Here is a 14,629-nt window from a genome sequence, read left to right on the forward strand (position 1 = left end):
TGGCCTCCTCCGGGCCGGGCCGCGGCGGCTGTCGCGCCCCTCGGCCGTGCACTCACCGTAGGTACCGCGGAAGTGCGCCTGCCAGGGGCCTTCGGCCTCAGCGGCGCGAGGACCTAGGTCCTTGTGGCAGTCCTTGTCGCAGCCCCTGCCGCGTCAGCGGATAGCAGGCGAGGCCGATCAGGACCGAGGTGAAGTGGCCGAGGTCGGTGAAGGTCCTGCCGCTGACCAGCGGGGCGCCGTACACCGCGAGTACGGCGAGGAGATACCCGTACCGCCAGGGCGCGGGAAGCCGGTACGTGAGGACGGCGACCACACCCGCGAGCGCGTAACTCACGCCCACGTCAAGGGTGTTGACCGCCGACTGCGGGGCCGCCCCGTGGTGGATCGCGAGCGCGAGGACGCCCTCGCTGATGAGCGTGGCGAGCACGTGCGAGAGCGCGGCGACCGCGAGCCAGCGCCAGGTGCCGAGCCAGCGCTCGGCGCTCGCGTGGAAGACCGAGTACAACACCGCGTACGGCAGCCAGCTGCTCCCGTCGATCCAGAACGCGCTGGAGATCAGCACCCGCACCGGATTGCGCGACAGCTCGTGGATGTTCGTGGAGCGCTGGCGCAGGAACTCGTCCTCGAACTCCGGCGACATGCTGTGCATCGCGACGGTCGTGACGAAGAGGGCGCCCAGCCAGAGGTACGTCCCCGGGGCGCTGCGGACGTACGACGTGACGGCGAGAGCGGCCGTGCGGGCGCCGTCGGCCGCTCCCCGGAAAATGCGCATGCGGTGATTCACGCACGCCGTTAGGGTCGCGAGGGTGATCGACATTCGCATTCCGGACGAGCTGGTCAAGTCGCAGTACATGTACGCGGGGGAGCCGGGGCGGGAGTTCATCGCCGCGCTGCCCGGCCTGGTGCGGGAGATCGTCGGACGCTGGGACCTGACGGTCGACGGGGACCCGATGCACGGCATGGCCGCGCTGGTGCTGCCCGTGGTGCGCGCCGACGGGACGCCGGCCGCGGTCAAGTTCCAGATCCTGGACGAGGAGACCGAGGGCGAGCCGGTCGCGCTGCGCAGGTGGGACGGGGACGGCGCGGTCCGCCTCCTCGACTACGACGACGGCACCGGCACGATGCTGCTCGAACGCCTCGACCCCGCGCGGATGTTGTCGTCCATGGCCGACACCCGCAAGGCCGTCCTCGTCATCGCCGAGCTCCTCGCGCGGCTGACCGCGGGGCCCGCGCCGGACGGCATGCGGCGGCTCGGCGACATCGCCGCACAGATGCTCGACGACCTGCCGGGGGCGCTCCCCTCGATCGCCGATCCGGCCGAGCGCGCGATCGTCGAGCGGTGCGGGGGCGCGCTGCGCGAGGTCGTCGGTGAGCCCGGTGACCGGATGCTCCACTGGGACCTGCACTTCGAGAACGTGATGGCCGCCGACCGCGAACCGTGGCTCGCCATCGACCCGAAGCCCCTCGCCGGAGACCCCGGCTTCGACCTGTGGCCCGCGCTCGACAACCGCTTCGACCCGGCCGACGTGCTGTGGCGGTTCGACGCGATGACCGAGGTCCTCGGCCTCGACCGGGAGCGCGCCCGCGCCTGGACGCTCGGGCGGGTCCTGCAGAACGCGCTGTGGGAGATCGAGGACGGGCGGCAGATGGAGCCGGACGACATGGAGATCGCGCGGTTGCTGCTGGGGCGGTGAGGTGAGGTGAGGTGAGCTGAGGGGTGGGGAGGTGCGGGGCGGCGGGGGCCGGTGCGGGTGGGTGGTCGGGCGCCGGTGCCAGTGCCGGTGTGGGCGTGGGTGGCCGGGCGTGGCTGGTTAATCTGCGGTCATGATTCGTACCGCCACTCCCGCCGACGTCCCCGTCATCCACGCCCTGGTCCGCGACCTCGCCGAGTACGAGAAGGCGCTCGACGAGGCACGGGCCACCGAGGAGCAGCTGCGCGAGGCGCTCTTCGGGGAGCGGCCCGCCGCGTACGCGCACATCGCGCAGGACGACGCGACCGGCGAGGCCGTCGGCTTCGCGCTGTGGTTCCTGAACTTCTCCACGTGGCGCGGCGTGCACGGGATCTACCTGGAGGACCTCTACGTACGTCCCGAGGCGCGCGGCGGCGGGCACGGCAAGGCGCTGCTCACCGAGCTCGCCCGGATCTGCGGGGAGCGCGGCTACGAGCGCCTCGAATGGTCCGTCCTCGACTGGAACGAGCCGTCGATCAACTTCTACCGGTCGCTCGGGGCGCTGCCCCAGGACGAGTGGACCGTGTACCGGCTGACCGGCGGCGCGCTCGCGGAGCTCGGCGGCGGGGTGCGCGCCTAGGGTCTTTCGTTTGGATCAGGCCGGATCAGGGAGCGGGCGTGCCAGACCCCGCGAGCCCGGCCTGATCCAAACGAAAGGCCCTAGAACTCGTCGACGGTGTGCGGCAGTCGGGCCGTGCGCAGCGCCGCGTCCAGCGCCCGCACCGCGCCCAGCGTGTGCTCCGTGGCCAGGCCCGCGCGGACCAGTGCGTCCGTCGTCGTACCGCCCAAGTAGCAGGCCGCCAGGTCGCGTACGTCGACGGTGAGGTCGGCGGGGTCCTCGGTGGCCGCGTACGTGAAGCCGTCGGGGGACGCCGTCAGGCGGTGCCGTCCGGCGTTGGCGGGGAGGCGGTCGTCGCGCACGTCGAGCACCACGTCCACCGGGGCCGCCCAGGAGCGGGCCGCGAGCGCCGCGCGCACGTCGACGAGGCGGATCCACAGCGCGGGGAACTCGCCCGTGACGCGCACCTGGTCGCGGTCGGCGGCGAAGAGGAGCAGCGGGTCGTCGACGGGGCGGCCCCAGGCGCGGATCTGGCCGGTGAGGTCGATGGACGCGAGATAGCGCCAGAGCGCGGCCGCGGCGGCCGGGGTGTCCGCCTCCAACTCGTCGAGCCGGACCAGGCCGGGGGCGTCGTCGCGGGTCTTGGTGCGGTAGATCGCGTAGCCGGCGAGGGGAGTGGTGCGGAGGTCGGCGTCGGGGCTGTTGGAGCCGTCGGGCCTGTCGGAGCCGTTGGAGCTGTCGGACCCGTCGGACCCGTCGGGGCTGTCCGGGCCGTTGGTCTGGTGGCCGCCTAGGACGACCACGCGGGGCGGTGACAGCTCGTCGTCCTCCTCGTCCTCCGTGACCAGCCACTCCTCGCGCCACCACGCCTCGGTACGGGCGATGCGGCCGGCCCGCTCGGCGCGGGTCCCGTCGTAGTACGCGCCGAGCAGGCCGGGGGCGTCGGCGGGGTCGACCAGGCGCAGCGGGCGGTCGTCCGGGGTGATGCGCAGGGCCAGCGGGCGCCGGGAGTCGATCTCCACGGTGTGGCCGAGCGTGCCGGCGCCGAAGCCGAACCTGCCGTAGATCGCGTCCTCCGACGCCCACAGCGACGCGATCGGCGCGCCGTCCGCCGTGGCCCGCGCGAACAGCTCCGCGATCATTCCGGAGAGCACGCCGCGGCGCCGGTGCGTCGGTGCCACGGACACGAACGTCACGCAGGGGCACGGGAGTTCGCCGCCGGGGACCGACACGGTGAAGGGGAACGCCGCGAGGAATCCCACGAGTTCGCCGTTCTCGTACGCCCCGATGCGGGTGCAGCCGAGCAGCAGGTCGTGGTGGTGCTTGCGCTTCTCCTCCTCCGGGCTCTCGTGGAAGACGAGATAGGCGAGGGAGAGCGCGCGGTCGATGCCGGTCTCGGGGACGTCGCGGAACTGGATGGAGTCCATACCCATATAACGGACGGTAGTTCCCTTATCCGGCGAGGGCATCCGGATTTTCTCCGGGGAGGGTGCGTCAAGGGGTCCGTCAGGGGATCCGTCAGGGGATCAGGACCACCTTGCCCATCGTGCCCCTGGTCTCCAGCGCGCGGTGTGCCGCTGCCGCCTCGGCGAGGGGGAAGCGCTGCACGGCCGGGGTGAAGTGGCCCTCCGCCGCCTCGGCGAACGCGGCCAGCTCCAGGGTGCGGACGGGGTCGTCGCCGCCCGCCCTGCGCAGCATCGACGGGCCGAGGACGTTGAGCTGCGTGATGCCACGCTCCGTGAGCTCCTCCTCGGTGAACGTCAGCGGTTCGCCGTCGTGCGGGCCCTTGCCCGACCAGCCGAAGACGACGTGCGCGCCGCCGGGACCGAGCAGGTCGACCGCGGCGAGGCCCGCTTCGCCGCCTACTCCGTCGTAGACGACGGTGGCCCGGCGGTCGTCGTGCCGTTCCTTCAGATACGCGCGGACCTCGTCGGGCCACGCCGGGTTCGTGTAGTCCACGGCGAGGTCCGCGCCGTTCGCGCGGACACGGGCCGTCTTCTCCGGGCCGCCCGCCAGGCCGATGACGGTGGCGCCCCGGTGTCCGGCGTACTGCGTGAGGAGCGTGCCGATGCCGCCCGCGGCGGCGGGGATCACGACCACCGAGTCCGGGGTGAGCTCGGTGAACTGGAGGATCCCCATCGTCGTACGTCCCGTGCCGATCAGGGCGACCGCCTCGGCGGGGTCGAGGCCCTCGGGGAGCTCGTGCAGACGGGACGCCTCGGTGACGGTCGCTTCGGCGTAGCCGCCGGGCGCGAAGCCGATGTGGGCGGCCACGCGCTTCCCGAGCCAGCCCCGGTCGACGCCCTCGCCCACGGCGTCCACGGTGCCCGCGACCTCGCGGCCGGGGATCGTCGGCAGGGCGGGTGGCTCGGGGAGCGGGCCCTGCACGCCCTCGCGGAGTGCGGTGTCCAGGAGGTGTACGCCGGCTGCGGCTACGGCGATGCGGGCCTGGCCGGGGGCGGGGTCGGGGGTCGGGACCTCCTCGTAGCGGAGGTTCTCGGCGGGGCCGAAGGTGTGGAGGCGGATGGCGTGCATGAGGGCTCCTGGGGGTGGCGGGGGTGGCGGGGGTGGCGGGGGGTGCGGGAGTGGTGGGTGGTGGGCTCTGTTCGCGGCTTTCGACAGCCTTCAACCTGAAGCGGGCTTGAGGTCAAGGGGTGGGGGTGTCGTCGGCTGCGGTGTTGTCAGTGGGGAGCGGCACGATGGGGGCATGGCGCAGAAGGCGAAAGCGGTAGTGGTCAAGGCGGCTCGGCGGGCGGAGGTGCGGTTGCCGGAGCTCCGGCCCTTCGGGGGCGGGGAGTTGGAGCCTGACGGGGACTACGACGGGGTGGAGTTCCGCGGGCTCGACCTCGGGGCGCAGGACGGGGGCGGGGCGCTCTTCATGGACTGCGCGGTGACGGAGTGCGCGCTCGGCGAGACGCGGCTGGCGCGGGCCCGCTTCGTCGACTCCGTCCTGACGGAGCCGCAGGGCGTGGGGACGGACCTGATGGAGGCGTCACTGCGGGACGTGGAGGTGGTCGACGCGCGGCTCGGGGGCGTGCAGTTGCACGGGGGCGTGCTGGAGCGGGTCGTGGTGCGGGGCGGAAAGCTCGACTACCTGAACCTGCGGAAGGCGCGGCTGCGGGACGTGATCTTCGAGGACTGCGTCCTGCTGGAACCGGACTTCGCGCTGGCGGCGCTGGAGCGGGTGGAGTTCCGGGGCTGTGTGGTGCGGGGGGCGGACTTCAGTGGGGTGCGGATGAAGGATGTGGATCTGCGGGCGGCGGGGGAGTTGGGGATTGCGCGGGGGGTGGAGTGTCTGCGCGGGGCGGTGATCAGTCCTGAGCAGCTGATGGAGTTGGCGCCGGCGTTTGCGGTGCAGGTGGGGGTGAAGGTGGTGGGGGTGGGGGAGTAGAGGGGGTGTCTGTCGGCTGTGGGTACTGCGTGGGGTCGCGTGGGTGTGTGGCTGGGGGCGTCTGCCGGTGCGGGCGCGTCGCTGGCCCGGTTGGGGTTTGTTTGGTGGTGCCGGCTGGGTTGGGCTGGGGCGAGTGCGCTTCGTTCGTCTCTGGGGCGGGGCCGCGGGGGTATGTGCGTACTCGCCATCCCGGGGCAAGAGCCAATGGACTTGCTTCCCTGCCCCGGTGTCCACTGTGCTCCGTTCGCACATACCCCCACGTCCCCTCAGGACGGCTGCGCGACCGCGCCCCGGCGGGGGCCGACCTCCATACACCCGGACCGCGCCGCTGCCCCGGTCCCACGACCGCACCCCGGTGGGGTCCCGTCCGGACCGCGCCGCAGCCGCGAGCATGACCGGAGAGGACGCGACGGTAGGTCGGACCGGTCCCCGCGACCGCGCCCCGGTGCGGGTGGCTTTTCCCTACACCCCGGACTGCGCCGATGCCCCAGTCCACCCGGTGCCCCACCGCCCCGCACCCGCGAGCGCGACCCGAGGGGACGCGGCGGTATGTCTGCCCGGAGCACAAGTGGCCGCGTACCGAGGTGCATGACCATGACGGCTCACCGGGATAGCGAGGACGGACATACCGCCGCGGCCCCGCCCCACGACGCGCACCTGGCGCGACAGGAGCCACCGGCCCCTACTGGCCACCCATCGGCGCGGAGAAACGGGTGGGCGGGTGGGGATATACGGGATCAGCCCCGGGGGACCCGAGGGAAACGGGACTGGAGGGACCAGAGCGTCGCGTTGCCCGACAGGGATTCGTGGAGGTCCGTCAGGTCCGCCAGGAGGTCGTGGAGGAAGTCGCGGGCCTCTCGGCGCAGCTCCGTGTGGGAGAAGGTGAGCGGAGGGTCGTCGGGGGACATCCAGTCCGCCTCGATGTCGACCCACCCGAAGCGCCGCGCGAACAGCATGCGGTCGGTCGACTCGGTGAAGTCGAGCTCGGCGTACTGGGGCCGGGAGGCACGGCTCCCGAGCGGATCCTGGTCGAGCTGCTCGACGATGTCGCACAGGGCCCACGCGAAGTCCAGGACGGGAACCCATCCCCAGGCTGTGGACAGTTCCCGGTCCGCCTTGGTGTCCGCCAGATACACGTCCCCGCAGAAGAGGTCGTGACGGAGGGTGTGGACGTCCGCCCTGCCGTAGTCCAGCTCCGGGGGGTCAGGGAAGCGGCGGGAGAGCGCGTAGCCGATGTCGAGCACGGGGTCGATGGTGTCACGGACCGCGCGCGCCACCGGCCGCGCGCCCCAGACCAGCGGAAACGTCACCGCTCGCACGTTCGGCTGAACGGTTTCCGGTTCGGTCGGCGGGCTGGGGCCTACGCTGACAGTGTCGCGCCGAGCGAAGGAGGTTCCGTCATGGCAGCACTGCCGCTTCCGGAGTATGAGCCTTGTCAGGAGTTGGACCCTCGGTCTCTGGTGCGTCTGGTCGAGGACCGGGTGCCTGCCATGCCGGTGGAAGAAGCCTTCGTCATGTTCAGCGCGGTCGCCCCCAAGGGGTGGCGCGTGGAGTTGATCGAAGGGGAGATCCACGTGACGCCTCCGGCCAACGGGGAGCACGAAGAGATCGTGTCGGAGCTCACCGGACAGGTGCGGGACCACCGCAAGGACCTCGGGCGCTACACGGGAATCGGGCTGTACGTACCGGGTGCCTCGGTGAGCGGTCAGGTCCAGCCCGACCTGGTGCTCGCGCCCAAGGGGAGTTTCGACAACGAGGAGAGGTACCACGACGCCTCGCCCGTCCTCCTCGTCGTCGAGGTGACGTCCAAGTCCACCGGTGACAACGACCGCCACAAGAAGCTCCTCGGCTACGCCCGCGCCGGCATCCCCGCCTATCTCCTCATCGACAGGAAAGCCGGGTGCGTAGTGCTGCACACGGAGCCCGAAGGGGAGACGTACGGACGGCAGGAGATCTTCAAGCTCTCCAAGACCGTCCCCCTCCCGGAACCCCTCGGCTTCGAGATCGACACCAGTCAGTTCTGAGCCCGCGCCCCGTTCCGGGCCCGCGTCCGCATCGTCACGGCAGCAGGCGCTGTTCCTTCGCCACTGAGACCGCCCCCGCGCGCGTGTCGACGCCGAGCTTGTCGTAGATGCGGCCCAGGTGGGTCTTCACCGTTGCCTCGCTGATGAAGAGCGCGCGGGCGATTTCGCGGTTGCCGAGGCCCTGGGAGAGCTGGCCGAGGATGTCGCGTTCGCGGTCGGTGAGGGTGGGGAGAGGGCTGCGCATGCGGGCCATGACGCGGGAGGCGACCGGTGGGGAGAGGGCGGTGCGGCCCTGGGCCGCGGCCTGGATCGCGGAGAAGAGTTCCTCGGGGCGTTCGGCCTTGAGGAGGTAGCCCGTGGCGCCCGCCTCGATGGCCCGGGTGATGTCCGCGTCCGTGTCGTAGGTGGTCAGGACCAGTACGTGGGGGGAGGGGGCGTGGGCCGTGATGCGGCGGGTGGCTTCCACGCCGTCGATGCCCTCGCCCAGTTGCAGGTCCATGAGGACCACGTCCGGCGTCAGCTTCGCGGCCAGGGCGACCGCCTCCTCGCCGGTGCCGGCCTCGCCGACCACCTCGATGTCGGACGCGCTGCCGAGCAGGGCGAGCAGACCCGCGCGTACGACGACGTGGTCGTCGCAGACCAGGAGGCGGACCGGGGTGGTGTTCATCGCTGCGGCTCCAACGGGATCGATACGGAGAGGACCGCGCCTTCGCCGGGCGCCGACTCGATGGTCAGTGTGCCGCCGAGCTGGACCGCCCGCGCACGGATCGCGGGCAGGCCGTGGCCCCGTACGCCCCCGGGGGTGCCCGGCACGGCGGGCGGTGTGAAGCCGCGGCCGTCGTCCGCGACGTCCAGGACCACTTGGTCGTCCAGGAGCGTGAGGGTGAGCGCCGCGGTGTTCGCGGCCGCGTGTTCGCGTACGTTCGCCAGTGCGCCCTGGGCGATCCGCAGCAGTGCCGAGCTGACGCGGTCGGGCAGCGGCACCGGGGTGCCCTCCGCGTGGAAGCGGACGGTCAGGCCCGCGTCCGACTCCCGCTCCGCGAGCGCCCGCAGCGCCTGCGCGAGGCCGCCGCCGCCCGCCAGGTCGGCGGGCGCGAGGTCGTGCACGAAGCGGCGCGCCTCGGTGAGGCCGTGCTCGGTGATCGACTCGGCCGTACGGACATGGGTGCGGGCCTTGTCCGGATCGGTGTCCCAGACGCGCTCGGCGGCCTGCAACAGCATCTGCTGGCTGGACAGGCCCTGCGCGAGGGTGTCGTGGATCTCCATGGAGAGCCGCTGGCGCTCGGCGAGCGTGCCCTCGCGCCGTTCGGTGGCGGCCAGTTCGCGGCGGGTGCGGATGAGGTCGTCGATGAGTTCGCGCTGGCGGGCGGCCTGGCGCTGCATGTAGGTGAAGACGGCGGTGGCGATCGCCGACACGGCGGGCGGCCCGAGGATCAGGTCCGGGTCGTAGCGGCCCGCGAGCCGCACCTGGGAGGCGATGACGCAGCCGGTCAGGACGGCCACCAGGGCCAGGGCCGCGCGCGGTGGCAGCGTGCGCAGGCCGGTGTAGAAGAGCGGCACCGCGCACCAGCCGAAGCTGGGCGCGAGGACGACGAGCACCAGCCAGACCGCGACGACCAGGGTGAGCCAGGCCAGGCGGCGGGGGGTGGGGCGGGCGCCGGACGCGAAGGGCGTGGCGGGTTGCTCCCGCAGGGCGGCGGTGAGGAAGGGGAGGGCGTAGAGGACGGCGAGGACCGCCGAGAGCGCGATGATCCACGGAACGCGTGCGCCGCCGGGGTGCCGCAGCAGGAAGCGGGCCAGCGAGGTGGCGAGGAGCAGGTAGAACGTGGCGTGCATGACGGCCCCGAGCCAGTGGGCGTCGGGGTCCGGGGTGCGGGGGTCGGGGGTACGGGGGTCGGGGCGGCGGCCCCGTGCCCGGGTGACGGGGTCCGGTGCCCGGAGGCCAGGGCCCGGTGTGCCAGGCCCTGGTGTGCCGGGGCCGGAGCCCGGCGTGCGGTGTCCCACTGGGGCGCCTCCCTCTCGTACCGACGGCGACTGGTGCCGGCCTTCTCGTACCGACGGCGACCGGTGCCAGCCCTCTCGTACGGCGACCGGTGCCAGCCCTCTCATGCGGCGACCGGTGCCGGCCCTCTCGTACGGCGACTGGTGCCAGCCCCTCGTGCGGCGACCGGCGCCCGCCTCCCGTGCTGCCCTCGTACAGTCCCTGAACTGGGCAGACACCCTCATTGTGGCCCGCCGGGACCACAAAGGGGTCAACCGATCGGCTGACCCCGGTGTCGGCCGAGTCGCGCGCCGTCGGCAGCCGGTACGTCGAGGGGTGGGGCCCGGACCCGGCCACAGGATTGAGGTCAGAGGCAAGAACCCCTCGCCCCTCGACGAACACCACCCCTGGAGCCCCCGATGCAGAAGCTCTCCCGCCGCACCCGCGTCCTCACGATCGCCGCCACCGCCGCCGTCCTCGGCGCCGGTACCTTCGGCGCCGTCTCCGCCACCGCCGGTACCCCGGACGCCGCCAGCAAGGCCGCCGTCACCGCCGACGCGGGCAACAAGAACCTGACCCAGTCCACGCACCTCACCGTCGCTGCCGCGACCAAGGCCGCGCAGGCCACCCTCGACGCCGCGAAGAAGGAGAACCAGCGCGTCTCCGTCGCCGTCGTCGACCGCAACGGCAACACCATCGTCGAGCTGCGCGGCGACGGCGCGGGCCCGCAGTCGCCCGAGTCCGCCGTGAAGAAGGCGTACACCGCCGTCTCCTGGAACGCGCCGACCTCCGAGCTGACCAAGCGCCTGGAGCAGGCCCCCAACCTGAAGGACATCCCCGGCACCCTCTTCCTCGCGGGCGGCGCCCCGGTGACCGCCAAGGGCGCTCCGGTCGCGGGCATCGGTGTCGCGGGCGCCCCGAGCGGCGACCAGGACGAGAAGTTCGCGAAGGCGGGTGTGGCGGCCCTCGGCCGCTGAGCCGCATGCTGTTGAGGTTGTTCCCGGCCCCCGCGCCCGTCCGCGCGGGGGCCCGCACGACGAGGAGATCCGCCATGAACACCACCGCTGCCGACCGGCGGCTGCTCGACGCCGCACGGGCCGGGAACGCCGCCGAGGTGACCGCCGCCCTGGCGGCGGGCGCCCGCGTGGAGGCGCGCGACACCGAGCTGCGCAGCGCGCTGCTCCTCGCGGCCATCGGCGATCACGTCGAGGCCGCCCAGGTGCTCGTCGCCGCGGGCGCCGACGTCAACGCCCAGGACCACCGCGCCGACAGCCCCTGGCTGGTCACCGGCGTGACCGGCAGCGTCGCCATGCTGCACGTGCTGCTGCCCGCGGGGCCCGATCTGAAGCTGCGCAACCGCTTCGGCGGCATCTCCGTGATCCCGGCGGCGGAGCGCGGCCACGTCGCGTACGTACGGGAGGTCCTGCGCGCCACCGACACCGACGTCGACCACGTCAACGACCTGGGCTGGACCGCCCTGTTGGAGGCGGTGATCCTCGGCGACGGGGGCCGCGCCCACCAGGAGATCGTGGAGCTGCTGCTCGCCGCGGGCGCCACGCCGGACCTCGCCGACCGGGACGGCGCGACGCCCCTCGCGCACGCCGAGCGGCGCGGGTTCGCGGAGATCGCCCGGCTGCTGAGGGCCGCGCCGTGAAGGCGCCGCGCCGCCGTTCCCTGCGGGCGCCCCGCCGCGCCCTCCTGACGGCAGGCACCGCCGCGCTCGCCGCCGCCGTCCTCGCGGGCTGCGCCTCCGCCGCGGACCGCCCCGCGCCGTCCAGCCCCGAGCCCGCCCGCGCGACCGCCACCCTGCCCGCCGAGGCGAAGACCCCCGAAGGCACGCTCCTGGTCGCCGACTTCGGCTCCGACACGGTGACCTTCGTCGACCCCGAGAAGGGGCCCGTCGAGTCGGTGGAGGTCGGCAAGGCGCCGTACGGGCTGGTCGTGGGAGACGACGGGCGCGCCTGGGTCGCGACGGCGGAGGGCGTCGCCGTGGTCGACACGGAGGTCCGTGAGCGCGTCGACCGCATCCCGTACGAGACGGAGACCGGGCCCGCGACGACGGGCGAGTACCGCGGCGGTGGCATGGGCATCGCCATCGCGCCGGACGGCGAGCACGTCTACGTCGGGGTCAACGTGCCCGATGACAACGGCGTCCTCGAAGTCATCGACACCGGGAAGCGCGAGGTCACCGACACCGTGCCGGTCGGCAGGCGGCCCTTCGACGTCGACGTGTCCAAGGACGGCGGCGAGGTCTACGCGACCGACCACGACTCCTTCGACGTCACCGTCGTACGCGCCGATTCGCTGAAGCCGCGCCGCGTCGAGGTCGCCCCGTACGGCACCGAGGGCGGTCTCGGCTCCTGGCTCAAGCCGCACTACACCGCCGTACGCCCCTCCGACGGCCGGCTGCTGCTGCCCTTCGAGGGCGAGAAGCTCGTCGTGCTCGATCCGCGCACCGGTGAGTACGAGGTGGAGAAGATGACCGCCAACACGCATCAGCACGGCGTGACGGTCACCGGCGACGGCACGCTCTTCGCGGTCGGCACCGGACCCATCGACCCGGACGAGGACGAGGGTCCTTCCCTGACCGTGCGGACCGAGGACGGCGAGGAGCGGGTGATCCCGCTGGAGGGCCCGCACGAGGACGTCACGGTGTCCCGGGACGGCCGGACCGCGTACGTCACCGGAGGCTTCACCCGCGACGGGTTCTGGAACGGCGTCTCGGTCGTCGACGTGCGCGAGGGGACGGTCCACCGACTCACCGCGGGTGAGCGACCGTTGGGCATCGCGATCCTCTGAGGAAGGGCGGCGGCGGTACGGGGGAGCCGGGGCCGAGGTGCGGAACCACCCCCGTACCGAACATTTGCCGCATAAGATCATCCGCGTGGAAATGCGATCTACGGCCGCCCGAGCCGCCACCGTCAGCTGCGCCCTCGCCCTGCTCGCCACCGTCAGTGCCTGTAGCGGCGCGGGTGTCGACGGCACCCCGGGGGCGGACGGCCTGCGCGACCCGTACTTCCCCAAGCAGGGCAACGGCGGCTACGACGTGTCCCACTACGGCCTGACCCTCGGCTACGACCCCGAGTCGCGGCACCTCACCGGGACCGCCGAGATCACCGCGCGCGCCACCAAGAACCTCAGCTCCTTCAACCTCGACCTGAAGGGCCTGGACGTCTCCGGCATCACCGTCGAGGGCAAGGCCGCCCGGTTCCAGCGCGCGGGCCAGGAGCTGAGGGTCCGCCCGGCGGACGACCTCGACCGGGGCGAGACCTTCCGCGCCACGGTCCGCTACTCCGGCACCCCGGAGACCGTCGAGGACGACGACGGCTCCCACGAGGGCTGGCTCAAGACGGCGGACGGGGCGCTCGCGCTCGGCGAGCCGAACGGTTCGATGGCGTGGTTCCCCGGCAACCACCACCCCAGCGACAAGGCCGCCTACGACATACAGGTCACCGTTCCCAAGGGACTCAAGGCCGTCTCCAACGGCGAGCTGACCCGCGAGTCGACCAAGAACGGGCGCACCACCTTCGCCTGGCACAGCGCCGAACCGATGGCCAGCTATCTGGCGACCGTGGCCATCGGCGACTTCGAGATGAAGACCTCCATGACCAAGTCGGGGCTGCCCGTCATCACCGCGGTCGCCCCGGACGAGGCCAAGGCGAGCAAGAAGGTCCTCGCGAAGATCCCGGACATCATCGACTGGGAGGAGTACAACTTCGGGCCCTACCCGTTCTCCTCGACCGGCGCGATCGTGGCCCGCGAGGACGACGTGGAGTACGCCCTGGAGACCCAGACGCGGCCCACCTACCCGGGCGCCCCCGAGACCGGCCTCGTCGTCCACGAGCTGGCCCACCAGTGGTTCGGCAACTCCGTGACGCCCAAGACGTGGCAGGCCATGTGGCTCAACGAGGGCTTCGCGACGTACGCGGAGTGGCTCTACGAGGAGGACCACGGCGGCGACAGCGCGCAGGAGACCTTCGACGCGCTCTACGAGGGCGACTACTTCGAGGACGACGAGGACAACGAGGCCGTCTGGGCCTTCCCGCCCGCCAAGCCGACGAGCGCCGAGCACATCTCGGACTCGCCCGTCTACGAGCGCGGCGGGATGATCATCCACAAGATCCGCCAGGCCGTGGGCGACGACACGTTCTACGACATCGTGCAGGGCTGGGCGAAGACCCACCGGCACGCGAACGCCGACACCAAGGACTTCACGGAGTACGTCGAGGAGCACGCGGGCGGCGACGCCGCGCGCAAGAAGGTCGCGGCGATCTGGGGCGACTGGCTGTACGGGGAGGGCAAGCCGGACAAGCCGTAGCCCGGCTAGCCTGCGAGTGGTTTGCGCAGGACCGCGCACGGGCGGTTCCGCGCGCGGTCCTCGCGGTGCCCGATGACGAGGTAGCCGAGCGCGGTCCAGAAGCGCAGGGCCTTGGGGTTGTTCTCCAGGACGGCGAGCCGCACCGCGGTCCGCCCCTCGGCGAGGAACCCGCCCTCCACGAGGTGCGCCAACTCCCGTCCGAGTCCGCTGCGTTGACGGCTGGCGTCGACCATCAGGAGGCCGATCCAGGGGTCGGGGTCCGTCGGGTCGGGGTGCCGGTCGAGCGTGATCGCGATGCCCACGAGTTCCCCGCGCGAGCGCGCGAGCAGCACCTCGGCGCCCGGCTCGGCCAGTTCGTCGGCGAGCGCCTTGGCGACCTGCCCGATGCGGATGTCGTCGGGGTCGGGGAAGTCGCCGCTGAGCGCGAAGAACTCGCGGTGGGCGGCGTAGAGCCCGGTCACCTCGGTGAGGAGGTGACCGGGCAGGGCCCCGTCGACGGCGGTGAGCGGTTCGAGGATCATGCGCCGCAGACTAGTAGTGCTTCGTTAGGTTCTGGCTCGGTGCCTGCTCAGTGGGTGTCCGCAGGTGGTGCAGGTGCCGACCCAGCACCTCAGCAGGTCCTGGAG

At 72.6% G+C, this 14,629-nt stretch carries 15 protein-coding genes; 8 read left to right on the top strand and 7 right to left on the bottom strand.

The window, feature by feature from the left end:
• Nucleotides 1-97: 97 nt before the first annotated feature.
• Nucleotides 98-772 carry a rhomboid-like protein gene (locus ACIO9J_RS40405; RefSeq protein WP_402010336.1) on the bottom strand — a complete coding sequence of 225 codons (675 nt, stop codon included), beginning with the start codon at nucleotides 770-772 and terminating at the stop codon, nucleotides 98-100.
• A 79-nt stretch (nucleotides 773-851) separates the two neighbouring features.
• On the opposite strand from ACIO9J_RS40405, the gene ACIO9J_RS40410 reads away from it, so the two are divergent.
• Entirely contained in the window at nucleotides 852-1,694 is an 843-nt protein-coding gene (locus ACIO9J_RS40410) for an aminoglycoside phosphotransferase family protein (protein WP_402010369.1), read from the top strand.
• Nucleotides 1,695-1,824: 130 nt separating this feature from the next.
• Entirely contained in the window at nucleotides 1,825-2,310 is a 486-nt protein-coding gene (locus ACIO9J_RS40415; protein WP_402010338.1) for a GNAT family N-acetyltransferase, read from the top strand.
• 80 nt (nucleotides 2,311-2,390) lie between these two features.
• On the opposite strand, the gene ACIO9J_RS40420 is transcribed toward ACIO9J_RS40415, so the two are convergent.
• Together ACIO9J_RS40420 and ACIO9J_RS40425 are read right to left on the bottom strand one after the other, a co-directional pair.
• On the bottom strand, nucleotides 2,391-3,722 hold the full coding sequence (locus tag ACIO9J_RS40420; protein ID WP_402010340.1) for a GNAT family N-acetyltransferase: 1,332 nt from the start codon (nucleotides 3,720-3,722) through the stop codon (nucleotides 2,391-2,393).
• 85 nt (nucleotides 3,723-3,807) lie between these two features.
• The gene (locus tag ACIO9J_RS40425) at nucleotides 3,808-4,824 is read right to left on the bottom strand and encodes a zinc-binding dehydrogenase (RefSeq protein ID WP_402010341.1); all 1,017 of its coding nucleotides are present in this window, start codon (nucleotides 4,822-4,824) and stop codon (nucleotides 3,808-3,810) included.
• A gap of 172 nt (nucleotides 4,825-4,996) precedes the next feature.
• On the opposite strand from ACIO9J_RS40425, the gene ACIO9J_RS40430 reads away from it, so the two are divergent.
• Nucleotides 4,997-5,680 carry a pentapeptide repeat-containing protein gene (locus tag ACIO9J_RS40430; RefSeq protein WP_402010343.1) on the top strand — a complete coding sequence of 228 codons (684 nt, stop codon included), beginning with the start codon at nucleotides 4,997-4,999 and terminating at the stop codon, nucleotides 5,678-5,680.
• A 737-nt stretch (nucleotides 5,681-6,417) separates the two neighbouring features.
• Here the strand turns inward: ACIO9J_RS40430 and ACIO9J_RS40435 are convergent.
• Nucleotides 6,418-6,924 carry a hypothetical protein gene (locus tag ACIO9J_RS40435; protein WP_402010370.1) on the bottom strand — a complete coding sequence of 169 codons (507 nt, stop codon included), beginning with the start codon at nucleotides 6,922-6,924 and terminating at the stop codon, nucleotides 6,418-6,420.
• 246 nt (nucleotides 6,925-7,170) lie between these two features.
• On the opposite strand from ACIO9J_RS40435, the gene ACIO9J_RS40440 reads away from it, so the two are divergent.
• On the top strand, nucleotides 7,171-7,704 hold the full coding sequence (locus ACIO9J_RS40440) for a Uma2 family endonuclease (protein ID WP_402010345.1): 534 nt from the start codon (nucleotides 7,171-7,173) through the stop codon (nucleotides 7,702-7,704).
• Between the two features lie 34 nt (nucleotides 7,705-7,738).
• Here the strand turns inward: ACIO9J_RS40440 and ACIO9J_RS40445 are convergent, their stop codons facing one another.
• The gene (locus tag ACIO9J_RS40445) at nucleotides 7,739-8,371 is read right to left on the bottom strand and encodes a response regulator (protein WP_402010347.1); all 633 of its coding nucleotides are present in this window, start codon (nucleotides 8,369-8,371) and stop codon (nucleotides 7,739-7,741) included.
• On the bottom strand, nucleotides 8,368-9,540 hold the full coding sequence (locus ACIO9J_RS40450) for a sensor histidine kinase (protein ID WP_402010348.1): 1,173 nt from the start codon (nucleotides 9,538-9,540) through the stop codon (nucleotides 8,368-8,370). The genes ACIO9J_RS40445 and ACIO9J_RS40450 overlap by 4 nt, the downstream gene beginning before the upstream one ends.
• Nucleotides 9,541-10,104: 564 nt before the next feature.
• Here ACIO9J_RS40450 and ACIO9J_RS40455 point away from each other — a divergent pair.
• The 4 genes from ACIO9J_RS40455 (at nucleotide 10,105) to ACIO9J_RS40470 (ending at nucleotide 14,003) form a co-directional block, all read left to right on the top strand.
• The gene (locus ACIO9J_RS40455) at nucleotides 10,105-10,662 is read left to right on the top strand and encodes a heme-binding protein (protein WP_402010350.1); all 558 of its coding nucleotides are present in this window, start codon (nucleotides 10,105-10,107) and stop codon (nucleotides 10,660-10,662) included.
• 74 nt (nucleotides 10,663-10,736) lie between these two features.
• Nucleotides 10,737-11,339 (top strand): ankyrin repeat domain-containing protein, encoded by a 603-nt coding sequence (locus ACIO9J_RS40460; protein ID WP_402010352.1) that lies wholly within the window; start codon nucleotides 10,737-10,739, stop codon nucleotides 11,337-11,339.
• Nucleotides 11,336-12,484 carry a YncE family protein gene (locus ACIO9J_RS40465; protein ID WP_402010354.1) on the top strand — a complete coding sequence of 383 codons (1,149 nt, stop codon included), beginning with the start codon at nucleotides 11,336-11,338 and terminating at the stop codon, nucleotides 12,482-12,484. Before ACIO9J_RS40460 ends, ACIO9J_RS40465 begins: the two co-directional genes overlap by 4 nt.
• Before the next feature lie 91 nt (nucleotides 12,485-12,575).
• A complete protein-coding gene (locus tag ACIO9J_RS40470) occupies nucleotides 12,576-14,003 on the top strand; it encodes a M1 family metallopeptidase (RefSeq protein ID WP_402010371.1) in 1,428 nt (475 codons plus the stop codon).
• A 5-nt stretch (nucleotides 14,004-14,008) separates the two neighbouring features.
• On the opposite strand, the gene ACIO9J_RS40475 is transcribed toward ACIO9J_RS40470, so the two are convergent.
• Nucleotides 14,009-14,524: a GNAT family N-acetyltransferase gene (locus ACIO9J_RS40475; RefSeq protein WP_402010356.1), complete on the bottom strand. Its 516-nt coding sequence runs from the start codon at nucleotides 14,522-14,524 to the stop codon at nucleotides 14,009-14,011.
• Between the last annotated feature and the right edge of the window lie 105 nt (nucleotides 14,525-14,629).

It is taken from the genome of Streptomyces sp. NPDC087300, assembly GCF_044744425.1.
GTDB lineage: Bacteria > Actinomycetota > Actinomycetes > Streptomycetales > Streptomycetaceae > Streptomyces.

What these genes read in the sequence shown, in the direction of transcription:
- ACIO9J_RS40460 (WP_402010352.1), top strand. Translation starts at nt 10,737, where the DNA reads ATGAACACCACCGCTGCCGACCGGCGGCTGCTCGACGCCGCACGGGCC.
- ACIO9J_RS40475 (WP_402010356.1), bottom strand. Translation starts at nt 14,524, where the DNA reads ATGATCCTCGAACCGCTCACCGCCGTCGACGGGGCCCTGCCCGGTCAC.
- ACIO9J_RS40450 (WP_402010348.1), bottom strand. Translation starts at nt 9,540, where the DNA reads ATGCACGCCACGTTCTACCTGCTCCTCGCCACCTCGCTGGCCCGCTTC.
- ACIO9J_RS40430 (WP_402010343.1), top strand. Translation starts at nt 4,997, where the DNA reads ATGGCGCAGAAGGCGAAAGCGGTAGTGGTCAAGGCGGCTCGGCGGGCG.
- ACIO9J_RS40420 (WP_402010340.1), bottom strand. Translation starts at nt 3,722, where the DNA reads ATGGGTATGGACTCCATCCAGTTCCGCGACGTCCCCGAGACCGGCATC.
- ACIO9J_RS40425 (WP_402010341.1), bottom strand. Translation starts at nt 4,824, where the DNA reads ATGCACGCCATCCGCCTCCACACCTTCGGCCCCGCCGAGAACCTCCGC.
- ACIO9J_RS40440 (WP_402010345.1), top strand. Translation starts at nt 7,171, where the DNA reads ATGCCGGTGGAAGAAGCCTTCGTCATGTTCAGCGCGGTCGCCCCCAAG.
- ACIO9J_RS40455 (WP_402010350.1), top strand. Translation starts at nt 10,105, where the DNA reads ATGCAGAAGCTCTCCCGCCGCACCCGCGTCCTCACGATCGCCGCCACC.
- ACIO9J_RS40405 (WP_402010336.1), bottom strand. Translation starts at nt 772, where the DNA reads ATGCGCATTTTCCGGGGAGCGGCCGACGGCGCCCGCACGGCCGCTCTC.
- ACIO9J_RS40410 (WP_402010369.1), top strand. Translation starts at nt 852, where the DNA reads ATGTACGCGGGGGAGCCGGGGCGGGAGTTCATCGCCGCGCTGCCCGGC.
- ACIO9J_RS40470 (WP_402010371.1), top strand. Translation starts at nt 12,576, where the DNA reads ATGCGATCTACGGCCGCCCGAGCCGCCACCGTCAGCTGCGCCCTCGCC.
- ACIO9J_RS40415 (WP_402010338.1), top strand. Translation starts at nt 1,825, where the DNA reads ATGATTCGTACCGCCACTCCCGCCGACGTCCCCGTCATCCACGCCCTG.
- ACIO9J_RS40445 (WP_402010347.1), bottom strand. Translation starts at nt 8,371, where the DNA reads ATGAACACCACCCCGGTCCGCCTCCTGGTCTGCGACGACCACGTCGTC.